21 protein-coding genes are annotated in these 25,318 nt (G+C 65.2%); 8 read left to right on the top strand and 13 right to left on the bottom strand.

From position 1 onward, the window contains the following. The first annotated feature begins 66 nt into the window (after positions 1-66). On the top strand, positions 67-1,146 hold the full coding sequence (locus A5756_RS18255) for a LacI family DNA-binding transcriptional regulator (protein ID WP_066955388.1): 1,080 nt from the start codon (positions 67-69) through the stop codon (positions 1,144-1,146). Positions 1,147-1,215: 69 nt separating this feature from the next. Here A5756_RS18255 and kstR read toward each other — a convergent pair whose 3' ends face one another. Continuing rightward, positions 1,216-1,815, bottom strand: coding sequence for a cholesterol catabolism transcriptional regulator KstR (gene kstR / locus A5756_RS18250; protein WP_197505457.1), 600 nt, complete (start codon positions 1,813-1,815; stop codon positions 1,216-1,218). A gap of 337 nt (positions 1,816-2,152) precedes the next feature. Between kstR and A5756_RS18245 the strand changes: the two genes are divergently transcribed. Then, the gene (locus A5756_RS18245) at positions 2,153-4,276 is read left to right on the top strand and encodes an acyl-CoA dehydrogenase (RefSeq protein WP_066955382.1); all 2,124 of its coding nucleotides are present in this window, start codon (positions 2,153-2,155) and stop codon (positions 4,274-4,276) included. A 237-nt stretch (positions 4,277-4,513) separates the two neighbouring features. After that, the gene (locus A5756_RS18240; RefSeq protein WP_066955379.1) at positions 4,514-5,707 is read left to right on the top strand and encodes a DNA adenine methylase; all 1,194 of its coding nucleotides are present in this window, start codon (positions 4,514-4,516) and stop codon (positions 5,705-5,707) included. Position 5,708: 1 nt separating this feature from the next. Here A5756_RS18240 and A5756_RS25985 read toward each other — a convergent pair whose 3' ends face one another. The 5 genes from A5756_RS25985 to A5756_RS18230 form a co-directional block, all read right to left on the bottom strand. After that, the gene (locus A5756_RS25985) at positions 5,709-6,653 is read right to left on the bottom strand and encodes a hypothetical protein (RefSeq protein ID WP_156659628.1); all 945 of its coding nucleotides are present in this window, start codon (positions 6,651-6,653) and stop codon (positions 5,709-5,711) included. Between the two features lie 7 nt (positions 6,654-6,660). After that, the gene (locus A5756_RS25980; protein ID WP_156659626.1) at positions 6,661-8,529 is read right to left on the bottom strand and encodes a hypothetical protein; all 1,869 of its coding nucleotides are present in this window, start codon (positions 8,527-8,529) and stop codon (positions 6,661-6,663) included. 61 nt (positions 8,530-8,590) lie between these two features. Then, a complete protein-coding gene (locus A5756_RS25535) occupies positions 8,591-9,868 on the bottom strand; it encodes a metallophosphoesterase (protein WP_082960052.1) in 1,278 nt (425 codons plus the stop codon). 445 nt (positions 9,869-10,313) lie between these two features. After that, entirely contained in the window at positions 10,314-10,847 is a 534-nt protein-coding gene (locus A5756_RS18235) for a hypothetical protein (RefSeq protein WP_066955376.1), read from the bottom strand. A gap of 50 nt (positions 10,848-10,897) precedes the next feature. Next, positions 10,898-11,980: a ferredoxin--NADP reductase gene (locus tag A5756_RS18230; RefSeq protein WP_066955373.1), complete on the bottom strand. Its 1,083-nt coding sequence runs from the start codon at positions 11,978-11,980 to the stop codon at positions 10,898-10,900. Between the two features lie 156 nt (positions 11,981-12,136). Here A5756_RS18230 and hsaA point away from each other — a divergent pair, with 156 nt between their 5' ends. Genes hsaA through hsaB form a run of 4 tightly spaced genes read left to right on the top strand, consistent with a single transcriptional unit; the run spans position 12,137 to position 15,667 of the window. After that, positions 12,137-13,321 carry a 3-hydroxy-9,10-secoandrosta-1,3,5(10)-triene-9,17-dione monooxygenase oxygenase subunit gene (gene hsaA / locus A5756_RS18225; RefSeq protein ID WP_066955370.1) on the top strand — a complete coding sequence of 395 codons (1,185 nt, stop codon included), beginning with the start codon at positions 12,137-12,139 and terminating at the stop codon, positions 13,319-13,321. 2 nt (positions 13,322-13,323) lie between these two features. Beyond that, positions 13,324-14,199 (top strand): 4,5:9,10-diseco-3-hydroxy-5,9,17-trioxoandrosta-1(10),2-diene-4-oate hydrolase, encoded by an 876-nt coding sequence (gene hsaD, locus A5756_RS18220; RefSeq protein WP_066955367.1) that lies wholly within the window; start codon positions 13,324-13,326, stop codon positions 14,197-14,199. Beyond that, positions 14,199-15,101 (top strand): iron-dependent extradiol dioxygenase HsaC, encoded by a 903-nt coding sequence (gene hsaC / locus A5756_RS18215; RefSeq protein ID WP_066955365.1) that lies wholly within the window; start codon positions 14,199-14,201, stop codon positions 15,099-15,101. Before hsaD ends, hsaC begins: the two co-directional genes overlap by 1 nt. A gap of 2 nt (positions 15,102-15,103) precedes the next feature. Then, a complete protein-coding gene (gene hsaB, locus A5756_RS18210; protein ID WP_066955361.1) occupies positions 15,104-15,667 on the top strand; it encodes a 3-hydroxy-9,10-secoandrosta-1,3,5(10)-triene-9,17-dione monooxygenase reductase subunit in 564 nt (187 codons plus the stop codon). Here hsaB and A5756_RS18205 read toward each other — a convergent pair. The 3 genes from A5756_RS18205 to A5756_RS18195 form a co-directional block, all read right to left on the bottom strand. Then, positions 15,664-16,122, bottom strand: a complete 459-nt coding sequence (locus A5756_RS18205; RefSeq protein WP_231989241.1) for a hypothetical protein — start codon at positions 16,120-16,122, stop codon at positions 15,664-15,666. The genes hsaB and A5756_RS18205 overlap by 4 nt on opposite strands. Positions 16,123-16,301: 179 nt before the next feature. Then, entirely contained in the window at positions 16,302-19,451 is a 3,150-nt protein-coding gene (locus A5756_RS18200) for a serine/threonine-protein kinase (RefSeq protein ID WP_066955356.1), read from the bottom strand. A gap of 149 nt (positions 19,452-19,600) precedes the next feature. Beyond that, positions 19,601-20,203: a DsbA family protein gene (locus A5756_RS18195; protein WP_066955353.1), complete on the bottom strand. Its 603-nt coding sequence runs from the start codon at positions 20,201-20,203 to the stop codon at positions 19,601-19,603. A gap of 94 nt (positions 20,204-20,297) precedes the next feature. Between A5756_RS18195 and A5756_RS18190 the strand changes: the two genes are divergently transcribed. Next, the gene (locus tag A5756_RS18190) at positions 20,298-21,128 is read left to right on the top strand and encodes an arylamine N-acetyltransferase (protein ID WP_066955350.1); all 831 of its coding nucleotides are present in this window, start codon (positions 20,298-20,300) and stop codon (positions 21,126-21,128) included. On the opposite strand, the gene A5756_RS18185 is transcribed toward A5756_RS18190, so the two are convergent. The 4 genes from A5756_RS18185 to A5756_RS18170 are packed head-to-tail and all read right to left on the bottom strand — an operon-like array spanning position 21,125 to position 25,318. Further along, the gene (locus A5756_RS18185) at positions 21,125-22,282 is read right to left on the bottom strand and encodes a pyridoxal phosphate-dependent aminotransferase (RefSeq protein WP_066955348.1); all 1,158 of its coding nucleotides are present in this window, start codon (positions 22,280-22,282) and stop codon (positions 21,125-21,127) included. The genes A5756_RS18190 and A5756_RS18185 overlap by 4 nt on opposite strands. After that, positions 22,279-23,235: an acyl-CoA dehydrogenase family protein gene (locus A5756_RS18180; protein ID WP_156659624.1), complete on the bottom strand. Its 957-nt coding sequence runs from the start codon at positions 23,233-23,235 to the stop codon at positions 22,279-22,281. The genes A5756_RS18185 and A5756_RS18180 overlap by 4 nt, the downstream gene beginning before the upstream one ends. Next, entirely contained in the window at positions 23,232-24,176 is a 945-nt protein-coding gene (locus A5756_RS18175) for an acyl-CoA dehydrogenase family protein (protein ID WP_066955342.1), read from the bottom strand. Before A5756_RS18175 ends, A5756_RS18180 begins: the two co-directional genes overlap by 4 nt. Beyond that, positions 24,173-25,318 (bottom strand): acyl-CoA dehydrogenase family protein, encoded by a 1,146-nt coding sequence (locus A5756_RS18170; RefSeq protein ID WP_066955339.1) that lies wholly within the window; start codon positions 25,316-25,318, stop codon positions 24,173-24,175. Before A5756_RS18170 ends, A5756_RS18175 begins: the two co-directional genes overlap by 4 nt.

Below are 25,318 nucleotides of genomic sequence, written 5' to 3'. Positions count from 1 at the left end.
CCATTACAAAGTGACGAGTGGAAGCCGCTTAGGCGCGGGTGGGGATTCGCTGTAGCGTCACCGACTGTGAGCCCCGCACCGCGCCGGCGTGCGACTCTGGCGTCGTTGGCGGACGAATTGAAGGTTTCGCGCACCACGATCTCGAACGCCTTCAACCGGCCGGATCAGCTCTCCTCCGACCTGCGTGAGCGCGTGCTGGCGACGGCCAGGCGGCTGGGCTACCCGGGCCCCGATCCGGTGGCGCGCTCGCTGCGCACCCGCAAGGCCGGTGCGGTCGGGCTGGTGATGGCTGAACCGCTGACCTATTTCTTCAGTGACCCGGCGGCACGGGACTTCGTCGCAGGGGTCGCCCAGTCCTGCGAAGAGCTGGGGCAGGGACTGTTGCTGGTGGCCGTCGGGCCCGGCCGCAGCATCCAGGACGGGACGGGCGCGGTGCTCGGCGCCGGTGTGGACGGCTTCGTGGTGTATTCGGTTTGCGAAGAGGACCCGTACCTGCAGGTCGTCTTGCAGCGCCGGTTGCCGGTCGTGGTCGTCGACCAGCCGAAGGGGCTCGCCGGTGTGTCCCGGGTGGGCATCGACGACCGGGCGGCGATGCGCGAGCTGGCGGACTACGTGCTCGGGCTCGGGCATCGCGAGATCGGGCTGCTGACAATGCGGCTGGGCCGGGACCGCCGGCAGGGGCTGGTGGACGCGGACCGGTTGCGGTCGCCGGCCTTCGACGTGCAGCGCGAACGCATCATCGGCGTGTGGGAGGCGATGACGGCCGCCGGCGTCGACCCCGATGCGCTGACCGTGGTGGAGAGCTACGAGCACCTGCCGGATTCCGGTGGAGCCGCCGCCAAGGCGGCGCTGGAGGCCAACCCGCGGATCACCGCGCTGATGTGTACGGCCGACATCTTGGCCCTGTCCGCCATGGATTACCTTCGCGCACATGGCATTTACGTGCCCGGGCAGATGACCGTCACCGGCTTCGACGGCGTGCCCGACGCGGTCGGCCGTGGGCTGACCACCGTGTCTCAGCCCAGCCTGCAGAAGGGCCGCCGGGCCGGTGAGCTACTGCTGAATCCGCCGCGGTCGGGCCTGCCGGTCGCGGAGGTCCTGGCTACCGAGCTGATCCGCGGCCGAACCGCCGGTCCGCCGGCCTAGCTGTCGCGCGAGGCATGGCTGATGGCGGCGACCCGCCGCGCCCGGCGACGCCGCGCTTGCGATCGCCGCCTAGCCGCCGTTCTGGTCCCCGATCAACAACCGCACGGCCAGATCCAGCCGCTTGCTGACGTCGGTGGCGGAGGCGCGCCGGGTGAGCCAGGCGAGCAGATTGGACAGCCAGACGTCGGAGATCACCCGGGCGATGTGGTACTGGTCTTCGGTCGGTTCGCCCTCGGCCATCGCCCGGGCGAACATGGAGTCGATGAGCTTCTCAACCTGGTCGACCTCGCTGGCCGCGGAGGCGTCGGCGAAGACGTAGGCCCGCGTCATGGCTTCGGTGAGCAGGGGATTGCGCTGCATCGCACGGTTGAGCTTGCCGACCATGAAGTTGAGCCGCTGAAACGGCGTGCCCCCGGTAACCGACGAGCGGTCGGTCTTGGCGTCGATGCGGCTGAATTCCCGGCCCAGCGCCGACACCAGCAGGTGCACCTTCGACGGGAAATATCGGTACAGCGTCCCCACCGCCACGTCGGCGCGGTCCGCGACTGCGCGCATCTGGACCGCCTCGTAGCCGCCCTTGGAGGCGATGGCCATGGTGGCGTCCAGGATCCGCTTGCGGCGTTCCCGCTGTGCCTCCGAGCCGAGTTCGGACTCCGCCAATACCGCCACGTTCATGACCTCGCGCGGTTGCGAGTCAGAAGCGCGGCTCGCGTTGGCCCTCGAGTTGGCACCGGCTGGCATATGACGGGTTGCTCCTGTTCCTGGCGGCTCGCTTGCAAACGATACGCATGCTGAGTGTGAATTTCCCACCTCCGTACCGCCGGGACAGCCGCGTGTGCTGCTGTGATGGCGTTCGACTTGACGGTCGATCGCTGGCACTATTAGAACACGTTCTAGTCTGCGACGAGGCGGGTTGCGCAGCGACCCGAGACACGCAGGAGAATCGAGAGCTAGGGGTCGTAGGCCCCAATGTCACGTCGAGTCGAAGGACGCGGAGGTCCCGAGGGTGGTAGCGACCGTCACAGACGAGCAGTTCGCCGCGCGTGCGCTGGTGCGCGACTGGGCCCGCAATTCGGCGGCGGGACCCGGCGGGACGACCGCGATCCGCGAGGTCGAGCAAGGCGACGCCGACGCGTGGCGCCCGGTGTTCGCCCGCCTCGCCGAGCTGGGCATTTTCGGAGTCGCGATCCCGGAGGAGCACGGCGGGGCCGGTGGCAGCGTCGAGGACCTGTGCGCGATGGTCGAGGAAGCCGCCAAGGCACTGGTGCCCGGGCCGGTGGCGACGACGGCGCTGGCAACGCTCGTCGTCTCCGACCCCGAACTGCTGGCGCAACTGGCCGCCGGCGAACGCTTCGCCGGGCTGGCGCTGGACGGGGACGCGCAGTTCGACAGCGAAACGTCGCGGGCCTCGGGCGTGCTGCCATTGGTGTTGGGTGCCGCCGGTGGGGGCGTCCTGTTGCTGCCGGCCGGCGGGACCTGGCTGCTGGTCGACTCCGAGAGCGACGGCGTGCAGATCGAGGCCCTGGACGCCACCGATTTCTCCCGGCCGTTGGCCCGGGTGGTACTGACGTCGGCACCGGCCACCAAGATCACCGACTCGCCACAGCGCGTCGAGGAGCTGGCGGCGACGGTGTTGGCGGCCGAGGCGGCGGGCGTGACCCGCTGGTCGCTGGACACCGCCGTCGACTACGCCAAGGTCCGCGAGCAGTTCGGCAAGCCGATCGGCAGCTTCCAGGCCGTCAAGCACTTGTGCGCGGAAATGCTGTGTCGCGCCGAGCAGGCGGAGGTGGCCGCCGCCGACGCCGCACGCGCCGCAGGGGATAGCGATGCTGACCAGCTTTCGATTGCGGCCGCTTTGGCGGCGAGCATCGGCATCGCCGCCGCGAAAGCCAATGTCAAGGACTGCATCCAGGTGCTCGGCGGCATCGGCTGCACCTGGGAACACGACGCGCACCTGTACCTGAGGCGGGCGCACGCCATCGGTAGCTTCCTCGGCGGCGCCGAGCGCTGGTTGCGCCGCGTCACCGAACTGACGCAGGGCGGTGTGCGGCGACGCCTGGGGATCGACCTCACCGACGTCGAGGGCGAGCGTGCGGAGATCGCCGCCGCCATCGCGGAAATCGCCGCGCTGCCCGAAGAGAAGCGGCAGGCGGCGCTCGCCGAGGCCGGGCTGCAGGCACCGCACTGGCCGGCGCCGCACGGGCGTGGCGCGTCGCCGGCCGAGCAGTTGCTGATCGATCAGGAGCTGGCGGCCGGTGGGGTGGTGCGGCCCGACCTCGTGATCGGCTGGTGGGCGGCCCCGACCATCCTCGAGCACGGCACGCCGGAGCAGATCGAGCGCTTCGTACCGGGCACCCTGCGCGGTGAATTCCTCTGGTGCCAACTGTTTTCCGAACCGGGAGCCGGCTCCGACCTGGCGTCGCTGCGCACCAAGGCGGCGCGCGGGGACGGCGGCTGGCTGCTCACCGGGCAGAAGGTGTGGACGTCGGCGGCGCACAAGGCGCGGTGGGGCGTGTGCCTGGCGCGCACCGATCCGGACGCCCCGAAGCACAAGGGCATCACCTACTTCCTGGTGGACATGAAATCGCCGGGCATCGAGATCCGCCCGCTGCGCGAGATCACCGGTGACTCACTGTTCAACGAGGTCTTCCTGGACAACGTGTTCGTCCCCGACGAGATGGTGGTCGGCGCGGTGAACGACGGCTGGCGGCTGGCCCGCACCACGCTGGCCAACGAGCGGATTGCGATGGCCACCGGCACCGCACTGGGCAACCCGATGGAGGAGTTGCTCAAGGTGCTGGCGGAGCTGGATCTCGATGCCGCGCAGCAGGATCGGCTCGGCCGGTTGATCGTCATCGCCCAAACCGGCGCGCTGCTGGACCAGCGGATCGCCCAGCTCGCCGTGGGCGGGCAGGACCCGGGGGCGCAGTCCAGCGTCCGCAAACTCATCGGGGTGCGCTACCGGCAGGCGCTGGCGGAGTTCATGATGGACGTCGCCGAGGGCGCCGGGCTGGTCCGCAACCACGCGGTGTACGACTTCCTGAACACCCGCTGCCTAACCATCGCCGGCGGCACCGAGCAGATCCTGCTCACCGTGGCCGCCGAGCGACTGCTCGGGCTACCCCGGTGACGGGCCCTGGGCCATCTATTTCCGGCGAGACGGAAACCCAGCGAGGGTGTTGAAAGTCAGATGCGCAACGGTTGGCATTGTGAGAAAAGACCGAATCGCCCAATTGTCGGTCCGCGCGTTGTAGTAGCAACGGGGTTGCACAGAACGGCGAACCCTCGACGATGAACCAGGTTATGATGCCTCATCGCTTCTCGGGCATCCTGGCCGAATATACGCAACGCACAGCGGGGATTACGAATGGCGCCGATACGGTACATGGGGACAAAGCGGTTCCTTACCCCGCACGTGCGTAAGGCGATCTTTGAGGCATCAGAGCGCGGGCCAGTCGTGGATCTGTTTGGTGGAATGGGCGCAGCATCCGCGAGTCTCCGGAACGAACGTCCGGTGTACATCAATGATGTGCTGACGTTCACAAACTGCTTCGCACGCGCGCTCTTTGCCGAGAGAACAGCAGTACATCCGCGCGAGCTGATCGGACCAATGAGATGTCATTACGAAGAGGCAGTGAGTGACCTATCGAAGATGTGGAGAACTGAGCTCCAAAGAGAAGCGACCGTCCTCAAGCACCCTGACTGGACCCGGCTGAGGGAGTACATCGGTTCGCTTCCACATGCGGGAAACTGCATAAAAACGAAGAAGGCCGCCCTCCACGCCTCTGGTTCTCAAGGAATACGTAAGCATAAGTTAGCCCAGCTCTACTTTGCGGGAAGTTATCTTAGTTTGAGGCAGGCTATTCAGGTTGACGCGATTAAATATGCGATCGATACCGTGTGTGGAGCCGACGACATCGCTATAGCAGCGTGGCTGGGGTCTGTCAGTGACTGTGTGAACTCGCCAGGTCATACAGCACAATTTCTGCAGGCCCGCACTCAGAAGTCCGCTGCACGCGTATCCACGTACTGGCACCGTAGCATATGGGACCGATTCCTGGACCGCATTCATGTGTTCGAGCCTATTGGTGACGCAAAATGGCGTCGGCAGAACCGCATAACGAACCTCGAGGCATGCAACGCGCTGCGATCAGTACCCGAATTCACTGTCGTATATGCCGACCCGCCGTATACTAAGGACCACTATTCGCGTTACTACCATCTATACGAGACGTTATACAAGTACGATTTCCCGGAATCGAAGGGCTTGGGTAGGTATAGGACGGACCGTTTCCTGAGCGACTACTCGACGAAGTCTGCGGTCGAAAAGGCATTCATAATGTTAATCGAGGCGATCATCGATAGGGGGGCTAACCTCGTCCTGTCCTATCCGACGGATGGGCTCCTCCACAAGACGGGGATTTCTCTTGACGACCTGTTACAAGATCAGTTTAAGAAAGTGACACGGCGGACGTTGCCGGCGGCGCATTCCACAATGGGTGCAAAAGCCGGGCCTGCTAAAAAGCTAACTTTAGAGTGCATCTACGTATGTTCGATATGAATCAAGGACTGAAAAATGTATTCAGGCCCAGGATAGGGCCTGCCGCTTTTCGGTCAACTGGGTCTCCTCTCGTGTCAGCGCTCAGCCGCCATATCGTGATTCTTTCTTGTTCAGCCGCCGCGATTAGCAAGCTCATAAGCGCGAATAATTTAGGCCCCAACGGAAGGATTACCACCCTACCAACCGACGTGAGGTCAGCCACGACTCCTGACAACGTAAGAAACGAGGTATACGGCTCTGTGACGTTGTACGAGAATCTCTTATCGCTAGGCACCCCGCTCGCAAAATCTCGATTTCGAGCGGAAATGCGCTGATCGTACGAGGACGAGAATCCCATGGGTTCAAAAACCGTCGTATCCGCTGCTTCGAGCTCATCTAACACGCCCAAAGCAAGATCGCCCTCCAAGCCCAAACCCACAATCGCATGAAGTGGAGTCATTGGATCGCCCCAGCCCTCAAAACCTGGAATTGCATCATTGAACTTAACCGGACCCGTATCTAGCAGTCGTCGATCAAACCGGGCTACCGAGTAAACCCAGGACACCTCCATCGGCTGGGCAACATTTGCCTCAATGAACAGCGCCAAGATTGTCTCAGCCAAACGAAGCCGATTCATCGACGATATATCGACACACACCCGAAATGGCTGGCGAGTAACCTTTCGACGTGCGCTTGTTACATCGACCCAGTCGCGTACCTCATCGATAATTGCGCCCTTGTATAACTCTCCTCCTGAGATCACTTTCCCGACCTTGCAAAACAAATCAAAATTGCGAGGATAATTGAGTACCTGATTCTCATTGAATGGAGCAGCGATAACCTTTTCAACCTGTGGCATCAATTGAGTTATTGCATGGGATGCGCGGCGCTCGTAACCAATCGAACCAATAAAGAGGTCGAAACGCGATTCATTGACATCAAGCGGGCTTACCGCAAGGCGCGCCATGCTGAAGTCACTCGGCCTTCGTCAGATCAGGGAAAAACGAGTACTGCTGGCTCACAGTATGACCTTCGTTGATCACCTTGGACTTTCCTTCCCTTCGATACCGAGCCCGTTGGCTTAAAAGGTCCGATAAAGCCACTGATCGACCTAGTCGCACCGGTAGGCCGAAGTACGGCGCTAAAACATAACTTAGACGAAATTGTTCACCGGCCAGGTCGAGAGGCACACGCTCATCCGACCTCAGCCGGCGGTCTGATCGCTTGGGAATGTGAATGAATACGCCGATATTTATCCCACTTTGCAACAGCTGCATGGCTTCGTCTGAGACGCCTCTATCGACCGAGAAGCTAAGGGGAACGTTGTCGGAAAACGGAAAATCGATGACTCGATCTGCGAGTGCGTCACCGATTTGGTCGACTAAGTCTGCCAAAGTAGCAATATGACCCCTCTTGTCCCTCACACCTTCGGCGGAATCAATTAAGGCGAAGAACCGGCTCATAACACTCTCGATCGCTTTGCTTTGATCTGGCCTCGAGACGCGGCCCTCGATGATTGTGCGCGGAGCTAACATTTGGCCGATTAGGGCGGTCAGCAGGCGTGGGTTCCCATCACAAAATGCCGCGACAGTGTCCATGCCGGTATAGAGACCATACGATTTACGGCTTCTGCGCATCGTCTCGGCTTTGCGATAGTGTTCGCGCACCACTACCAGATTGCGAATTTTTCGTAATTTCGCGGCTCGATCAGACGGCGATAATCGCTCCAAATCATCAAGATCGACATCTTTATCCCTAAGCCACTCCGAAAAGGTTTTATCGATAGATGCTAGAGACTTGTACCGTCTGAGCAGCGAAGAATTCGTTGCGTATGAGCTATAGCGGGCCGAAGCATCGGTCCTATCGACGCCCCCGTCGCCCTCATCGTTACTGGCGAACACTGACTTACCTAGCAGTCGAACAGGCGAAACCTGGATATTTCGGCGTTTTAGCTCCGCAACTAGCATACGGCGACCTATTTCGACCGAATTTGACTGCCGCGCGCTCGTCAATTGAATCAGGTCGAAATCTTGTCCGGGAACGCCCGCATATGGCAGGTTGAGAACCGAAAGCTCGGGTTGGACTGGCGATATACTAAGTTTCAGCAGTAGGTTCTCTGGCAGTCCACGCATGCCGTCGATCAGTGATTGAACGATCATGGTTGGAGCGAGCTCCATTTCGTCGAAGAGAAGTGCCCACTGATGGTTCTCTTGCTGAACGGCGCGATTGAACAAGTCAATTACGGCGCTAGCCGCTGCTAAGCAGTCTGTCGTGATCCACCCCGGAATAGGCGGCTCTTCCCCATTCCTATATGCTTTTTGAAGCCCATAAAGTCGCGCCAATCGGATGGTCAGTGCATCCGCGACCCCGTTCAACGACGGCTCATATTTATCAAGCCCAGATAAATCGGCGACCTTCATTGAAAGTGACGCTTCACTGCCGTCGATGATCCGCCCTCTGCTCCTCTTCACCGTGCCGGGCCACTCAGGAGACAATCGATATCGCATGGCCAAAACGATCTCGCGTAGCACATGGCATGTGAAAGCTGCTTCAGTAATTATCGAAACTACAGGATGAAATGGTTTATCGCCCCTTATTGGCGGTTCGATTTGCCGCTTCCATGTGCGATCGGTTGCGATGAAAACTCCGGTGTAAGCGATCTCGTTACTGATTGTCATGGCGTTGGGCGAAGACCACTTCTCAAGTGCTTCGGGCTGCAGCATTTTCATCATGGTTGTCTTGCCAGCCCCCCTTGGCCCCGACAGTAATGAATTGACCGGTTGCCTTAGTCGTTTGAACTGCGCCGGCTCAACAAAAGTCTTAACGATATCTTCTACCGTCATCGATCGGGCGTTGAAGGCGACCAGTGGCCGTGTGCCGGCCTCAATTGAGTTAGGGCCAATGTCAGCGACCAAGGCTCTGCTCCGCCTGTTCTTTGGGTCCGACTAATCGGTCAACTTTGGTGATCTCTCCATGTTCGTCGCGGTGTAACATAAGTGACGGTGCGCGACGTTCGAGCTTGTCTGCGAGCATATTGATCCCAGTGGGAGATAGAAAATCGAGCCTCGGCTCGAGTGCAAGTAGCTCCTCACGTGAGATTGAGGTTACGTTCGTACGGGTCATTTCTCTTGCTATGGAAGTCGCCAGGGTGCGGGGATCGGCGCGCCACCCGAAGCCGCCGCGGCCGGGTAAGGTGAACTCATTGCTTGAGGTGGCAAATTTCCAACCTTTCGTCGGAGCCCAGTCAAGTGCGATGAAACGGCCGCCTACGCCAATGTCTTGGAGCATTTCGAGTCGTTCGGGATCAGCGAATGTCACGATATATGCCTGATTTGTGGTACCTGCAGTAGCGCTCGGAGTCAGGGGGAAAGCCGACATGCTAGCGGCGGAAAAGATCGCCGGTGCATGGCCTTCTCCACCGGCGAAGAGCAATCTGCCGCGGTGCTTGTGTCCATGAATGACAATCCAAGGGCTGAATTCTTCCAACAGTTCGGTCAGCAAATACACGTCCCGAATTATGCTTTGCTCTTCCTGATCGATGTACGGTAACTGATGGAGGTGGTGATGCACCAGCATGATGTTCAGATTCGCTTCCTGGTTACGCGACTCCAATTCGGCACGTAAGCGGCGGGCTGTTCGCTTTGAAATTCGTCCATGATCTAATTCGCGGTCATCATTACCTACGTAGCCGTGGAAGGCGGCTGAGTTCAGCGTAACCACTCTCCACGGGATTATGTTGCTGCCCTCATCTCGTGCAGGCTCGACTACCGCGAAGTTCTTTGACCAGAATTCGTCGCGCGTTGTGTTATCAAGAGCAGGAAACGGCGGAATGAGGTCGTAGAGGGCTCCACGTGGGTCTATGTCGGCCTGATGCCGAGAATCCAGATCATGATTGCCTGCCGTTGCAATCAACGTGGCACCCGTATCGTTTGCAAGTTCTACTAGGTGGCGCCAAGCATATTTGAGCGCGGCTTCATCGGCTTTGTCGCAAATGTCGCCGGCTACTAAGAGAAGGTCGGGTTTGATGGGATGCTTCTCGCGAAGGAAGGATCTGAGTCCGATGATTGGGTGCTCCTGGGGAGTCTCCGGCGTGTTAGTGGTGAGCCACGATCCTGCACTGTCACCTGGTGGCTTGCTTGTTGCGTGCAGATCAGACACCACCACGGCCGTAAGTTCAGACACTAACTACCCTCCGAGCGCGCATTTACCCTAAGCCGGGTTGAGTCGCCCGCGGCTCACTCACGTCCCGTCGTTGCTTGCCGTCTTGGGCGCTGTCCTACCCCCTGGCATGAGATCATAGCGGCGCATGCTTTTCGAAGGTGCTTATTTGCGCCTCATCGGGCGGGTTCCATTTGCCGGATTTTGATGATCGCCGTGTGGCTATGGACAGCCGGCGGGCGTTGTGTTTCTCGTGCCGTTTGTCGTAAAGGTGGACTCTCTGCCGTCTCCGACTAGAGCTCAGGCTTCTGTTATGGCCAGGCTGGTCACTTTTTGGGGTACGACCTCGCCTTCTTTTCCAACGTCGAGGCCATTGCCGGATCGACCGCGGACGGAGGGGCAGAAGTATGTTTGTTTAGGAACTCGCGTAAGTATGCCGAATACTCAGGTGCCGTCGGCTTATCGACGCTCAGGAAAACGTGGTCTGGGCGCAGGTGCTGGGCGAGGTGATGTTGACCCCGGGGTAGACCACCTGGATGTGGGTGCAGACGATGACGTTGTTGTCGGTCTTGGGCTGGCCGGTCTGCCAATCGGTGGAGTCGATGCGCCCGGTCGTCTGATACTTGTCCGGCGGGCCCTCACCGAAGTAGACGGTCGTGATCTCGTCGGACCCCATCGACTTCATCACCCGCTCGTACTGGCCGGTGGCGTGCGCGTCCAGGTAGGCCAGCCGGTTCGACGACCGGATCTCGGTGGTTTGGCGGGCCCACAGCTCGTGCGGGAAGCCGGTCACCCCGTCGGGTGTCAGCATGTCCGCGCCGGCGGTGAAGTCGCAGTGGCCGTCGGACTTGAAGCAATTCAGGATGGTGCGCGTCTCGAGCTGGTTGGGTCCGTCCAGCGGAAACAACGTGGTCGCGGTGTTGCTGGCCGCGCCGGCGACCGGGCCGGGCAGGAACGTCAGCGCCGATCCGACCACCGCAAACCCGGTTATCAGCCGCTTCATGCTGTTCCCCTCTCGGTTCGCCAACCCTAGCCGTGAACCTAACCCCGCCACTACTCGTCGTAGGTGACTTCTACCGAATCAGATTCCGGGTGAGATTGACAGGCCAGAATCAGGCCGTCGTCGAGGTCCTGCTGCTCGAGCACGTCATTGACCTCCATGCTGACGTTGCCGCTGCGCAAGGTGCACGCACACGCACCGCAATGGCCCTCGCGGCAGGAGAACGGCGCATCCAAACCTTTCGCGAGCAACACGTCGAGCAGCTTGGCGTTGCGCGGCCACGACACGGTGTGGGTTTCACCGTCCAGCTGCACCACCGCGGTGGCCGGCGGCTGGTCGCCCGGGGCGGTGTCGTCGATCTTCACCGCCGCGAACGGGTCGGAGTCCAACGACTTGAACACCTCGATATGCACTTGCGGCGCGGGCACTTTCAGTGATTCCAGCGCTTCGCGGGCGGCATCCATGAACGGGCCGGGCCCGCAGATGTACACGGGGCGATCGGTATAGGGGGCGGCGAGCTTCGCCAGCGCGGTCACGCTCGGCATGCCCTGCAGCGATTCCAGCCAGTGCACCACCGTGAGCCGGTCGGGATATTTGGCCGACAGCTCGCGCAGCGCGTCGGCGAAGATCACCGACTTCTCATCGCGATTGGCGTAGAGCAGCGTCACCTGGCCGCTGCCCTCGGCGAGGGCCGATTTGCAGATCGACATGATCGGGGTGATCCCGCTGCCCGCGGCCATCAACAGGAAGTCGTCGTCGAGCGTCTTCGGCACGAAATTGCCCGACGGCGCCAGCACGTGGATCCGCATGCCCACCCGCGCGTGCTCGCACAGCCAGTTCGACGCGTATCCGTCGGCGGTCCGTTTGATCGTGACGGTCAGCGCGTCGTCGGTGAACGGCGAACTGCACAGCGAGTAGCAGCGGGCCACCGATCCGGTGCGCTCGCTGGGAACGCGCAACGTCAAGAACTGGCCCGGTGCGTAGCGCAGCCGCTCGGGCGGGATGTCGGGATCGCCCGGCTCGTCGGGCACCGCGAACACCAGCGACCGCGCGTCGTCCGTTTCGGCGACGACCTCGGCGATCTGCAGTTCAAGGACGTGGTCACCGAGCGGCTCGTCGAGATTGGCCTCGGCCAAGACCCATCCTCCCTCTCGTTACAACTAGAACATGTTACAGAAAAGCGGATTCGTATCGCTACCAGCCGCAGGAATACCCTGCTCGACACAAATCGGAACGTGTTCTAGTCTCTGGTGTAAGTCCGCTGAGTAAGTTTGGCCCAGGAGGCAAACCTAGTGACGTCCATTCAACAACGCGACGCGCAGTCGGTTTTGGCTGGCATCGATGATCTGCTGCCGCGGATTCGGGAGCGCGCTCAGGCGACGGAGGATTTGCGGCGGCTGCCCGAGGAGACCGTTCAGGAACTGCAGGACATCGGCTTCTTCACCCTGCTGCAGCCCGAGCAGTGGGGCGGCCTGCAATGCGATCCGGCCCTGTTCTACGAGGCGGTGCGACGGCTCGCCAGCGCCTGCGGGTCCACCGGCTGGGTGAGCTCGATCATCGGCGTGCACAACTGGCATCTGGCCCTGTTCGACCAGCAGGCCCAGGAGGAAGTCTGGGGCGACGACCCGAACGTGCGGGTCTCGTCGTCTTACGCGCCGATGGGCGCCGGCGTGGTGACCGACGGTGGCTATCTGGTGAACGGTTCCTGGAACTGGTCGTCCGGATGTGACCACGCGACGTGGGCCTTCCTCGGCGGTCCGGTGATCAAGGACGGCCGACCGGTCGACTTCGGCAGCTTCCTGATCCCGCGCAGCGAGTACCGCATCGACGACGTGTGGCATGTCGTGGGCCTGCGCGGCACCGGCAGCAACACGGTGGTGGTCAAGGACGTGTTCGTGCCGCGGCACCGGTTCCTCTCTTACAAGGCGATGAACGACGGCACCGCTGGCGGGTACCAGACCAACACCGCCCCGGTTTACAAAATGCCTTGGGGCACAATGCACCCCACCACCATCTCCGCGCCGATCGTCGGCATGGCCTACGGCGCGTACGACGCGCACGTGGAGCACCAGGGCAAGCGGGTGCGCGCGGCGTTCGCCGGGGAGAAGGCCAAGGACGACCCGTTCGCCAAGGTGCGCATCGCCGAGGCGGCCAGCGACATCGACGCGGCCTGGCGCCAGCTGAGCGGCAACGTCGCCGACGAGTACGCATTGCTGTCCGCCGGTAAGGAGATCCCGTTCGAGCTGCGCGCCCGCGCCCGGCGCGACCAGGTGCGCGCGACCGGGCGTGCGATCGCCTCCATCGACCGGCTGTTCGAGGCTTCCGGCGCCACCGCCCTGGGCAACGACCAACCGGTGCAACGGTTCTGGCGTGACGCGCACGCGGGACGGGTGCACGCGGCCAACGACCCCGAGCGGGCGTACCAGATCTTCGGAAACAACGAGTTCGGGTTGCCGCCGGGCGACACGATGGTCTAGCCGTGACGGCCACAACGGGGGAGTTGACGTTCGAGTCGACCTCGCGCTTCGCCGAAGTCGATGTCGACGGCCCGCTGAAGCTGCATTATCACGAGGCCGGGGTCGGCAACGACCAGACCGTGGTGCTGCTGCACGGCGGGGGTCCCGGCGCTGCCAGCTGGACGAACTTCTCGCGCAACATTCCGATGCTGGCGCAGCGATTTCACGTGCTGGCCGTCGATCAGCCCGGCTACGGGCTGTCCGACAAGCGCGCCGAACACGGGCAGTTCAACCACTATGCCGCGCGGGCGCTCAAGGGGCTCTTCGACCAAATCGGCCTGGGACGTGTTCCGCTGGTGGGCAATTCGCTGGGCGGGGGCACCGCGGTCCGGTTCGCCCTCGACTATCCCGACCGGGCCGGGCGGTTGGTGTTGATGGGGCCCGGCGGGCTGAGCATCAACCTGTTCGCCCCCGACCCGACCGAGGGCGTCAAACGACTGGGCAAGTTCTCGGTCGAACCCACCCGGGAGAACCTCGAGGCGTTCCTGCGGGTCATGGTCTACGACCAGAAGCTGATCACGCCTGAGCTGATCGACGAGCGGTTCGCGCTGGCCAGCACGCCGGAATCGCTGACCGCCACCCGTGCGATGGGAATGTCGTTCGCGGGGGCCGATTTCGAGCTCGGCATGATGTGGCGCGAGGTGCACCGGCTGCGCCAGCCCGTGCTGTTGATCTGGGGCCGCGAGGACCGGGTCAACCCGCTCGACGGTGCGCTCGTCGCGCTGAAGACCATTCCGCGTGCGCAGCTCCACGTTTTCGGGCAATGTGGGCACTGGGCGCAGGTGGAGAAGTTCGACGAGTTCAACAAGTTGACCGTCGATTTCCTGGGAGGTGCGTGATGAGCATCCGTTCGCTGGGTTATCTGCGCATCGAGGCCACCGACATGGCGGCCTGGCGCGACTACGGCCTGAAGGTGCTCGGCATGGTCGAGGGCAAAGGCAACACCGAGGGGGCGCTGTACCTGCGCATGGACGACTTCCCGGCCCGGCTGGTGATCGTGCCCGGCGAGCGCGACCACCTCATGGAGGCGGGCTGGGAATGTGCCAATGCGGAAGGGCTGCAAGAGATCCGGAACCGGCTCGATGTCGAGGGCGTGCCCTACAAGGAGGCCACCGCCGCCGAGCTGGCGGATCGCCGCGTCGTCGAGATGATCCGGTTCGCCGACCCGTCCGGCAACTGCCTGGAGGTCTTCCACGGGGTCGCGCTGGAGCACCGCCGCGTGGTCAGCCCGTACGGGCACAAGTTCGTCACCGGCGAGCAGGGCTTGGGCCACGTGGTGTTGTCCACGCGCGATGACGACGAGGCCCTGCACTTCTACCGGGACGTGCTCGGCTTCAAGCTGCGCGACTCCATGCGGATGCCGCCCCAGTTGGTCGGTCGGCCGGCCGACGGCGCGCCCGCCTGGCTGCGGTTCTTCGGCTGCAACCCGCGCCACCACAGCCTGGCCTTCCTGCCGCTGCCGACGCCGAGCGGCATCGTGCACCTGATGATGGAGGTCGAGAACTCCGACGACGTCGGGCTCTGCCTGGACCGTGCGTTGCGCCGGAAGGTGCCCATGTCGGCCACGCTTGGTCGGCACGTCAACGACCTGATGCTGTCCTTCTACATGAAGACACCCGGTGGGTTCGACATCGAATTCGGCTGCGAGGGAAGGCAAGTCGAGGATAACGACTGGGTCGCCCGGGAAAGCACGGCCGTCAGCCTGTGGGGCCACGACTTCACGGTCGGCGCCCGCGGATAATCATGTCTGCGCCGATCGATCCGCGGGCCTTCCGGCAGGTGCTGGGGCAGTTCTGCACCGGCATCACCATCATCACCACGGTGCATGACGAGGTCCCGGTCGGCTTCGCCTGCCAGTCTTTCGCCGCGCTGTCGCTTGACCCGCCGCTGGTGTTGTTCTGCCCGACCAAGGTGTCGCGATCCTGGCAGGCCATCGAGGCCAGCGGCCGGTTCTGCGTCAACGTGCTGACCGAGAAGCAGAAGCACGTTTCCGCGCGCTTCGGCTCGAAGGAGCCCGACAAGTTCGCCGGGATCGACTGGCACGCCTCGGAACTCGGCTCGCCGGTCATCGACGGGTCGCTGGCCTACATCGACTGCACGGTGGCATCCGTGCACGACGGTGGCGACCATTTCGTCGTGTTCGGCGCGGTTCAGTCGTTGTCGGAGGCACCCAAGATCAAGCCGCGGCCGCTGCTGTTCTATCGCGGGGAGTACACCGGGATAGAACCGGACAAAACGACACCGGCGCAGTGGCGCGACGACCTCGAGGCGTTTCTCACCGCCACCACCCAGGACACCTGGCTCTAGGGCGTCCCCCGGTAGGTCTCGTGCCCGACGGCCTCGGCGTCGGTCGTCGGCTCGTGCGACTCCGGGGACCGCACCGCGTTGGGATCGTCGTGCTCACCCGCTGGCTTCGCGGCGGCCTCCGGGTGCAGTTCATCGGCCCGTTTGAACTGCTCCTGCAGTTGTTCGCGCGACGCCGCGACCTCGCTCTGATGGTTGGCCGCTCGCTCCTGCAGCCGGGCGGCTTCGGCCGCCTTGGCCTCCGCCTCGGCCTGCGCGGCGCGGGCCTTTGCGGCCGTTTCCTGAGCGAGGGCTTCGCGCCGCTCGACCTTTGCCGTCTCCAGCTTGGCCTGTTCGCGGATCTCTTCGGCCTGCCGCTGCCGCCGGCGGTGCCGCATTCTGCTCAGTGCGACGAGGGCAACGAGAATCACCAATACCGCCGCGGCGGCGACCACGATCCAGATAGCGCTGCTATTCATCATGGGCTCCCATCAGGTCGGGTTTGCGCCTGGCGCGAGACGCCGGCTCGTAGTGGAATCCCCGTATCTGGCGCAAGTAAAACAATGGGCAGGGATCGGCGGCTCTGGCTGGTGACCTTGGCCTCTACCCGGCCGCCGTGGACGCCGAAATCATGAGACCGCGGGAGCGGAGACCGTCACTACATGAAGTCCAGCGCCTCCACGGTCGCGATCGGGCCCTCGTGGGTCGGCCGGTTCGCGCCGCCGATGCAGTAGACGGTGTTCCCGACCGTCGCCACCACCTCGGCGTGGCGCGCGGTCGGCATCGGCGGCAGGGTGCTCCACTTCGCGTCGGCGATGTCGTACATCTCGACGACGTTCAGCACCATCGTCGGTTCCTCACCGCCGACGACCACGATGCGGCCGTCGATGTAGGTCGCGCCGTAGCTCCCGCGCGGGGTCGGCATGCCCACCAGCTTGGTCCAGTTGCCCGATTGCGGATCGAACCGCTCGTTCGCCGCGGAGTTCTTGTCGGCGGAAAGGAACCTACCGCCGATCGCGTACACGTAGGTGCCGTCCGACACCGCGGCCAGATGTTCGCGCGGCGTCGGCATGTCGGCGGCGTCGTTCCACGAATTGCCGTCGAAGACCTCGGTCTGGGGGACGACCTGTTTGGCGTTCTGGCCACCCACCGCGACGAGCTTGTCACCCACCACCGCCGCCGCCGGCGCCGCACGCGCGTGCGTCAGATGCGGCAGCTCAACCCAATTGCCGCCGCGCAGCGCGAACACCTTGTCGGATGCGTTGGCCAGCTGATCGCTGGCACCGCCCAGCACCACCACCTCGCCGCGGTAGGCCGCCGCCGCCGCGTGATGCAGCGGGATGGGCAGGGGTGGCCCGGTTTGCCAGGCGCCGGTCTGCGGGTCGTAGCTCTCAACGGTCTGCAGCGCGACGCCGTTGCGCAGGCCGCCCACGATCCAGATCTTGTCGTTGACCACGGCCCATGCCGTCATCAGCCGGGGAGTCGGCGCGTCCGGCAGCGACCGCCACTGCGACGCCGGCTGGATCCGGCGGGCCGGCAGCTTCAGCGCCTCGGCCGACGACGTCAGCTGGCCGTCGCCGACGGCGGTCGACCCGCCGATCGCGTACACGGACTTCTCCACCGCGTCGACGGCCATCCCGTGCCGCGCGGTGGTCATGTCGGGCAGCGCGGACCAGGCCTTCGTCATCAGGTCGAAGGCGGAGACGCTCTTGAGAAGTTGGCCGGCCGACACGCCGCCCACCGCGACCAGGCGCCCGTCGACGATCGCCACGCCGAGGTCGCTGCGCGGCTGGCTCAGGGCGGGCAACGGCGTCCACGTCTTCGCGGCCGGGTCGTACGCCTCGACCGTCGCCAGGTCGGTGGAGCCGCTGGCGCCGCCCACGGTGTACAGCAGCTTCCCGTCCGAGGCCGCGGCCAGCATCTGACGCGGCGTCGGGATGGGCGCGCCGAGGGTCCAGGTGTTGCCATCGAACACCTCGGTCGTGTTCAGCAGCGCGCCGCTTGCGTCGACTCCCCCGGTGACGACCAGCCGGTCGCCGACCACGGCCGCGGCCGCGGCCGCCCGGGGCTGCAACAGGTGCGGAAGCTCGACCCAGCGGCTGTTGATGACGCGCCAAACCTGGTCGCTCGCAACGTTTTTACCGCCCTCGGACTTCCAGCCGCCGAGCACCACCGGATTGCCCTGCCAGGTGACCGCCATCGCGTGCGAAACGGGGACGGGCAGGTCGTCGCCGACCTTCCAGCTGTCGATGACGGGGTCGTAGCCCTCCTGCAGTCCGGTCAGGCCGCCGTCGCTGCGGATGCCGCCGAAGATCCAGATGGTTCCGTCGGCCTGCGTGGTGGCCGCCGCGTCCCGCGAAATGCGCGCGTTGGTGATCGGTTTCCATTGCATGGGCGGCTGCGCGGTCGGCTGGCCGGACGCCCCTTTAGACCCGGCCTTGTTGTCCGGCGAAAGCGCGAGAAAGACGCCGCCGATGACCAACAGCACGACCGCGGCGACCGCTCCGGCCACCAGCGCGATGCGGTTCCGCTTCTTCCCCGGCTCCGCGAACCATGCGGCGGCCCGGTCCCTGGGGCCGCGCGGCGGGCCCTGGGCGCCGCCGTTTCGGCCCGACGGCGGGGCGGCGTTGGGTTGCCGCACCTTCGGTTGCGTCGCCGGCGCCTGCCCGCCACGCAGCAAGCTCGCCAGCTCAGCGGGCGCCGACTGCGGAAGGGCCGCCGTTTCCAGCGCATGTTCGAGCCCGAGCGGGGCGCTGATCGCGGAGGTCGGGTCGTCGTGCCCTCTCGGCCCACGCGTCGGTGCGGGCATGCTCGACGTGTTGGGGAGGGGCGGGTGCGCCACCTCGCTGTGGCCGCCGGGCGGGACCGGCTCGGCATACGGGGCATCCGCCGCCACGGCCGAGGGGCGTCCGGTGATCGCCATCGCGTCGGGTTTCAGCCCGTTGCGGCGCTGGGCGCCCTGTAGCTCGCGGCCGAACTCCTCGGCCGAGGCGGGCCGCTCGGCGGGGTCGATCGACATCGCCCTCTCGATCGCCGAGCACACCGCGTCCGGGATGCCGTCGGGCCGCATGTCCGGGATCCCGGTGGTGCTGATGCGCAGATACTGCGCGATCAGGTCCTCGCCCTTCTTGCGCTCGTGCGCGGCGTTGCCCGCGATGAGCGCATACAGCGTGGCGCCAAGCGAATACATGTCGGACGCGATCGTCGCCGGGTTGCCCGTCATGACCTCCGGCGCGGTGAAATCGATCGTCCCGGAGAAGAACCCGGTCGCGGTCTCATACCCACCTTCGATGTGGGCGATGCCGAAATCGCTTAGTTGCGGCTCGCCGTAGTCATTGAGGAGGATGTTGGCCGGCTTGATATCGCGGTGCAGGGTCCCGGTCCGGTGCGCGGTTTCCAGTGCGCCGCAGAGCTTTACGCCGATGTGCAACGCCTCGGGCCAGGCGACCGGCCCTTCCCGGCGCAGCCGGACCGCCAGCGAGTCCGCCGAGTGATAGGGCATCACGATGTAGGGCTTGCCGCTCGGGGTCACGCCGACCCGCAGGATGTTGACGATGTTCGGATGGCCGGATAGCCCGCCCATCGCGTAGCCCTCGCGCAGGAACCGTTCTCTGCTGTCTTCGTCGATGTGGGACGGCAGCACCTTCACCGCAACGCTTCGCCCGAGCGCGGTCTCATAGCAGCAGTAGATGACGCCCGCTCCGCCGCGGGCCACCTGGCGCGCGTCCTCGAACCCCGCGGCCGCCAGCTCCGCGGCGATGCCGCTCGGTACCGGTGCGACATTGTCGGAATGGGGCTCTTCAGGCATTTGCTGGCGCTCAACCCTCCGCGAAATAGTGACAGGCGAGCTCAAGGTTAAGCGCTCAGAACCTCGCCGGTGTCTCTTTCGGCAACCTTCGTTCACCCGGTCGCGGGCCAGGGCCGGAGGAGTTAGCCGACGACGCGCGTCGGTAGCGCTCAGGCGTCGATGGTCGGCGGGCCCTGATGGGGGCGTTGCAGCTCGGCGAATTCCGGAATGCCGGCCATGGTGAGCACTGCCTCCAGCAAGCGAATACCGTCCTGCGTGTTCGGTGTTCGGGTCAGGACGGGGCCGGAGAACGCGTGGCCGTCGATCGCGATGATCGGGCTGCCGGCCTCGTCGCCCAAGGCGTCTTGGCTGGCTTGGTGCGCCCGCTTGACCGTTTCGTCGAAGCCGCTGTCGTCGACGGCTTCGGCGAGCCTCTCCTCGAGGCCGTTCTCGGAGAGGGCTTCCCGGATTCCTGCTGCGGTGAGGTCCTCCTGCCGCACATGGATCCGGCGGCCGATCGAGTCGTAGAGGCCCGCGAACGCGTCCGGTCCTCGCTCGGCGACGGCCGCCGCGAACAGGCGGCCCAGCCGTGTCGACCGCTCCATCATGCGTTGCTGTTTGGCGTCGGTGTCCTGGCCCTCGTTCAGCACCGCCAGGCTCATCTGCCGCAGGGCGACCGGGGTGTGCGTCGATTGCGCGGCGTCACGCAGCCAGCGCGCTGTCACCCAAGAGAACGGACAGACGGGATCGAGATAGAGGTCGACGTCGGCCACGGGTTCCTCCTTCGGACCAAGGCTTGGGGCTAGGGACGGCATACCCGCTACCGGCCGTCGCACGCCTGCCGATGGCTGGCAGCAGAATGGCCGTATGACGCTGAAGCTGGGCGAGTATTTCGATCGCATCGGTTATGGCGGCGCCGCGGCGCCCAACCTCGACGTATTGCAGGCCTTGGTGAGCGCGCACACCAAAGCGATTCCATTCGAAAACCTCGATCCGCTGCTGGGTGTGGCTGTCGACGACCTGAGCCCGGGCGCCCTCGCCGGCAAGCTGGTTCGGCGGGGCCGGGGTGGCTACTGCTACGAGCAGAACGGCCTGATGGGCTACGTGCTGACCGAGCTGGGCTTCCGCGTGCGGCGCCTGGCCGGCCGGGTGGTGTGGATGCGGCCGCTCGACGCGCCGTCACCGCCGCAGACACACACCGTGTTGGCGGTGACGTTCCCCGGCTCCCACGCTTCGTACCTCGTCGACGTGGGTTTCGGAGGCCAGACACCCACCTCGCCACTGCGCATCGAGACCGGCAGCGTGCAGCAGACGACGCACGAGCCCTACCGGCTGGAGGACCGCGGCGATGGCCTGGTCTTGCAGGCCCAGGTCCGCGGCGAGTGGCAACCGCTCTACGAGTTCAGCACCCGGACCGCGCCGGACGTCGACCTGCAAGTGGGCAGCTGGTTCGTCTCGACGCATCCCTCGTCGCACTTCGTCACCGGTCTGACGGCCGCGCGCGTGACCGACGACGCCCGACTGAACCTGGCCGGTAGGAACCTGGCCATCCATCGCGCCGACGCCAGCGAGAAGATCCGCCTGGACGACGCGGCGGCGGTGGTCGACACCCTCAGCGGGCGGTTCGGCATCAACGTGTCCGACGTCGGCGACCGCGGTGCCCTCGAGGCTCGACTGGACAAGATCCTGGACGCCTAAAGCCAGGGGCCGATCCGTCGCAGCGCCTCTTCGATGTCGCCGGTCGGCCCGGCGAACGACAACCGGACGAATGAGTTGCCGTGCGTGGTGTCGAAATCGATCCCCGGCGCGATGGCAACCCCGGTGTCGTCCAACAGTTTCGAGCAGAATGCGATCGAGTCGTTGGTGCGGTCCGACACGTCGGCGTAGACGTAGAACGCGCCGTCGGTGGGCGCGAGGCGGTCGATGCCGATCTGGCGCAGCCCATCGAGCAGCAGCGTGCGGTTGGTCGCGTAGTGGTGCAGGTTGCCGTCGGCTTCGGCGATCGCCTCGGGGGTGAAGGCCGCGACCCCGGCGAGTTGCGACAGCACCGGCGGGCAGATGGTGAAGTTGCCGGTCAGGCGGTCCACCGCTCGCAGCAGCGCCGGTGGCACCAGCATCCAGCCCAGCCGCCAACCCGTCATCGCCCAATATTTCGAAAAGCTGTTGACCACCACGGCATCTCGTGATGTCTGCCAGGCGCAACTGGTCTGCGGCGCGCCCTCATAGACCAGGCCGTGGTAAACCTCGTCACTGATCAGTCGCACCCCGGACTTCTCGCACCACGACGCGATGGCGGCCAACTCGGACGGCGCTATCACGGTTCCGGTGGGATTGGCGGGGCTGGCGACGATCACGCCCTGGGGCGGCGGGTCGAGTTCGGCGAGCATCTGCACGGTGGGCTGGAAGCGGGTCAGCGGTCCGCAGGGGATTTCGACCACCTCGCATCCCAACGCGGACAGGATGTTTCGGTAGCACGGGTAGCCAGGACTGGCCAGCGCCACCCGGTCACCGGCGTCGAAGCACGCCAGAAACGCGAGCAGGAATCCGCCGGAAGAACCGGTGGTGACCACCACGTCGTCGGGTTCCACCCGAAGCCCGTGCTGGCGTTGGTAATCCGCCGCTATCGCCGCGCGCAGCTCGGGGGTTCCCAGCGTCACGGTGTAACCGAGCTCGTTGAGGTGCAGGGCGGCGGCCGCGGCCGCGCGCACCGGCTCCGGCGCTCCCACGCTTGGCTGGCCGGCCGACAGGTTCACCAGGTCGCCGTGGCTGCGCTGGCGCTCGGCCGCGGCCAGCCACGCGTCCATCACATAGAAGGGCGGGATGGCGGCGCGCAGCGCGACGTGGTCGTTCACGACGTCTCGAGCACCTCGGCTTCCAGTCGTGCGAGCAGTTCTTGCGGTGTGCTGAGCAGATGCGCGCTGCCGTGGGCGCGTTTGAAATACAGGTGCATGTCGTGTTCCCAGGTGATCGCGATCCCGCCGTGCAGCTGGATGCCTTCGGCGGCGGCGGTGCACAGCGCCTCGGTCGCGGCGAGGCGCGCGGTGGCCGCGTTGGTCGGGGTGGGCTCGTTGCAAGCGTCCGCAACGACGGCCTTTGCCGCGGCTATCGCGACGTACAAATCGGCCATCCGGTGTTTGAGGGCCTGGAAACTGCCGATCGGACGGCCGAATTGCACTCTGTTCTTGGCGTATTCGACGGTGAGCTCCAGGCAGCGTTCGGCGGCGCCGATCTGCTCGGCGGCCAGCAGGATGGCCGCGCTGTGGGTGATGCCGAGGTCGGTTCCGATCGGTTCGGTCGCCTCGGCCTCGAGCCGCGCGAGCCGCCGAGTCGGGTCCATGGGGGTCACGGGCTGCGTGTCGAATCGGGTCCACCGGCTCAACTGGCCGTCGTCGAGGGCGACTACGACGTCGGCGATATCGCCGTTGACCACATAGTCGGCGTCGAGCACCAGCGCGCCGATCGAGGTGCCCTCGGCGAGACGGCCCAGCGTCTCGGCGTCGGGCTCGGGCGCGGCCAACAGGGCCAGCTCCGCCAGCGTCGTGCCCAGCAGTGGCGAAGGCACGAGCGCCCGGCCGAGCTCCTGCAAAACCGTTGCGGCATCGGCTAGTTCGCCGCCCGCTCCACCCAACTCCTCGGGGATGACCAGCGCGGCGGCGCCCACCTGCTCACAGAGCAGCTGCCACAGCGACTCGTCGTAGCCGCGGTCGGACTCCATCGCTGCGCGCACCGCCGCCGGGTTCGCGTGCTTGGCCACCAGGGTCGCGACGGTCTCCCGCAGCATCTCCCGTTCTTCTGTCATCGTCATAGCGCCTCCAGCACTCGCCGCCGATGCGCCTCGGGCGTACCCCAGGCCGAACGCAATGCTTGCACCCGCAGCAACCAAAGCGACAGGTCGTGTTCCTGGGTGAACCCGATCGCGCCGTGGGTCTGCAGCGCCGACCGCGCGGCCAGCAGGCCCGCCTCGGACGCCGCCGCCTTGGCGGCGCTGACGTCGCGGGGCTCGAGTGATAAGGCCGCGCCATACAGCAGCGGGCGGGCCAGCTCGATCGCGATGTGCACGTCGGCGAGCTTGTGCTTGATCGCCTGATAGGAACCGATCACCCGGCCGAATTGCGACCGCTGCTTGGCGTAGTCGACGGTGTCGCGCAGCAGCGCCTCGGCGGCGCCGACCAACTGTGCGGCGGTGGCCAGCGCCCCGAACTCGTAGGCGCGCCGAAGGTCCGCCTGCCACGCCCGGCCGGTTGGGGTCACGTCGTAGAGGGGCCGGCTCGGATCGACCGACTCGTGCCGGTCACCCGGCGTCGCTTCGGCGACGCCCTCGTCGGTTGCCACGAGCACCAGCCCGGCCGTGCCGGCGTCCACCGCGCGGGGGGTGTGCGGCGGCAGCGCGACGGTGGCGACCAGCTCACCGGAGGCCAGGGCGGCGCAGCGCTCGGCCTGATCGTCAGAGGCGAGCAAAACCGGTGCCACGGCGATGGATTCGGCCACCGGCCCGGGCACACACCACCGTCCCAGGCGTTCGAGCGCGACCACCAGGTCGACCGGATGGGCCTCGATGCCGTCGAACTTCTCGGGGACCGCCAGCGCGGTGACACCCAGGTCGGCCAGCTGGCCCCACACCTTGCGGCCGGGCGCGGTATCGCCCGCCGACCACGCGCGGATCACACCGGGCAGGTCGGCCGCGCCCAGGGCGGCGTCGATGCTGGCCGCGAAGTCGCGCTGCTGTTCGTCTAGCGCAAATTTCACTTCTTGCCCCGGGACTTCTCGCGGGGCAGGCCCAGCAGCCGCTCCGAGATGATGTTGCGCTGAATCTCGTTGGTGCCGGCGTAGATCGGGCCGCCCAGCGCGAACAGCAGGCCATCGGTCCAATTGCCGGCGAGCTCGCCGTCGGCGGCGAGCACGTCGAGTGCGGTCTGGTGCAGCTCCACGTCGAGGTCCGACCAGAACACCTTGGTCACCGACGATTCGGCGCCCAGCTCACCGCCTTCGGTCAGCCTGGTCACCGTGCCGAAGGTTTGCAGCCGGTAGGCCTGGGCCTTGATCCAGCCATCGGCGACGCGGTCGGCGAAGGCCGGGGGAGAGCCGCTGTCCTTCCAGAGCTGCACCAGCCGCTCGGCGGTCGCCAGGAAACGGGCCGGGCTGCGCAGGGACATGCCGCGTTCGTTGCTCGAGGTGCTCATGGCCGCCCGCCAGCCCTCGTTCGGGGTGCCGATGACGTCGTGGTCGGGGACGAACACGTCGTCGAGGAAGATCTCGCCGAAGCCGGTGTCGCCGCCCAGCTGGACGATGGGGCGTACGGTGACGCCCTTGGCCTTCAGGTCGAACATGAAGTACGTCAGGCCGTTGTGCCGCTCGGCCGCCGGGTCCGACCGAAACAGCCCGAAGCCCATTTCCGCGAACGGCGCGCGGGAACTCCAGATCTTCTGCCCGTTCAGCAGCCAACCGCCGTCGGTTTGGGTCGCGGTGGATCGCAGCGAGGCCAGGTCGCTGCCGGATTCCGGCTCCGACCACGCCTGAGCCCAGATCTGTTCGCCGCTGGCCATTTTCGGCAGGATGCGGTCCAGCTGCTCTTCGGTGCCGTGTGCGAACAGCGTCGGCGCCAGCATCGAGGTGCCGTTGGCGCTGGCGCGTCCCGGGGCACCGGCGCGAAAGTACTCCTCTTCGAACACCACCCAGTGCAGCAGCGGCGCGTCGCGGCCCCCGTATTTCTTGGGCCAGGTGATCACCGACAGCCCGGCGTCGAACAGAACGCGGTCCCACTGCCGGTGCTGGGCAAAGCCCTCGGCGTTGTCGTAGGACTTCGTCGGGATGGAATCGGCGTTGGCCGACAAGAAGTCCCGCACCTCGGCCGCAAACGCCAGGGTCTCTTCGTCTAGTTCCAGATCCAC

Origin of the sequence: Mycobacterium sp. 852002-53434_SCH5985345, from assembly GCF_001667155.1 — a bacterium.
Lineage (GTDB): Bacteria > Actinomycetota > Actinomycetes > Mycobacteriales > Mycobacteriaceae > Mycobacterium.
Note: the sequence above shows the minus strand (reverse complement) of the source record. Positions and strands in the feature narration are given on the sequence as shown.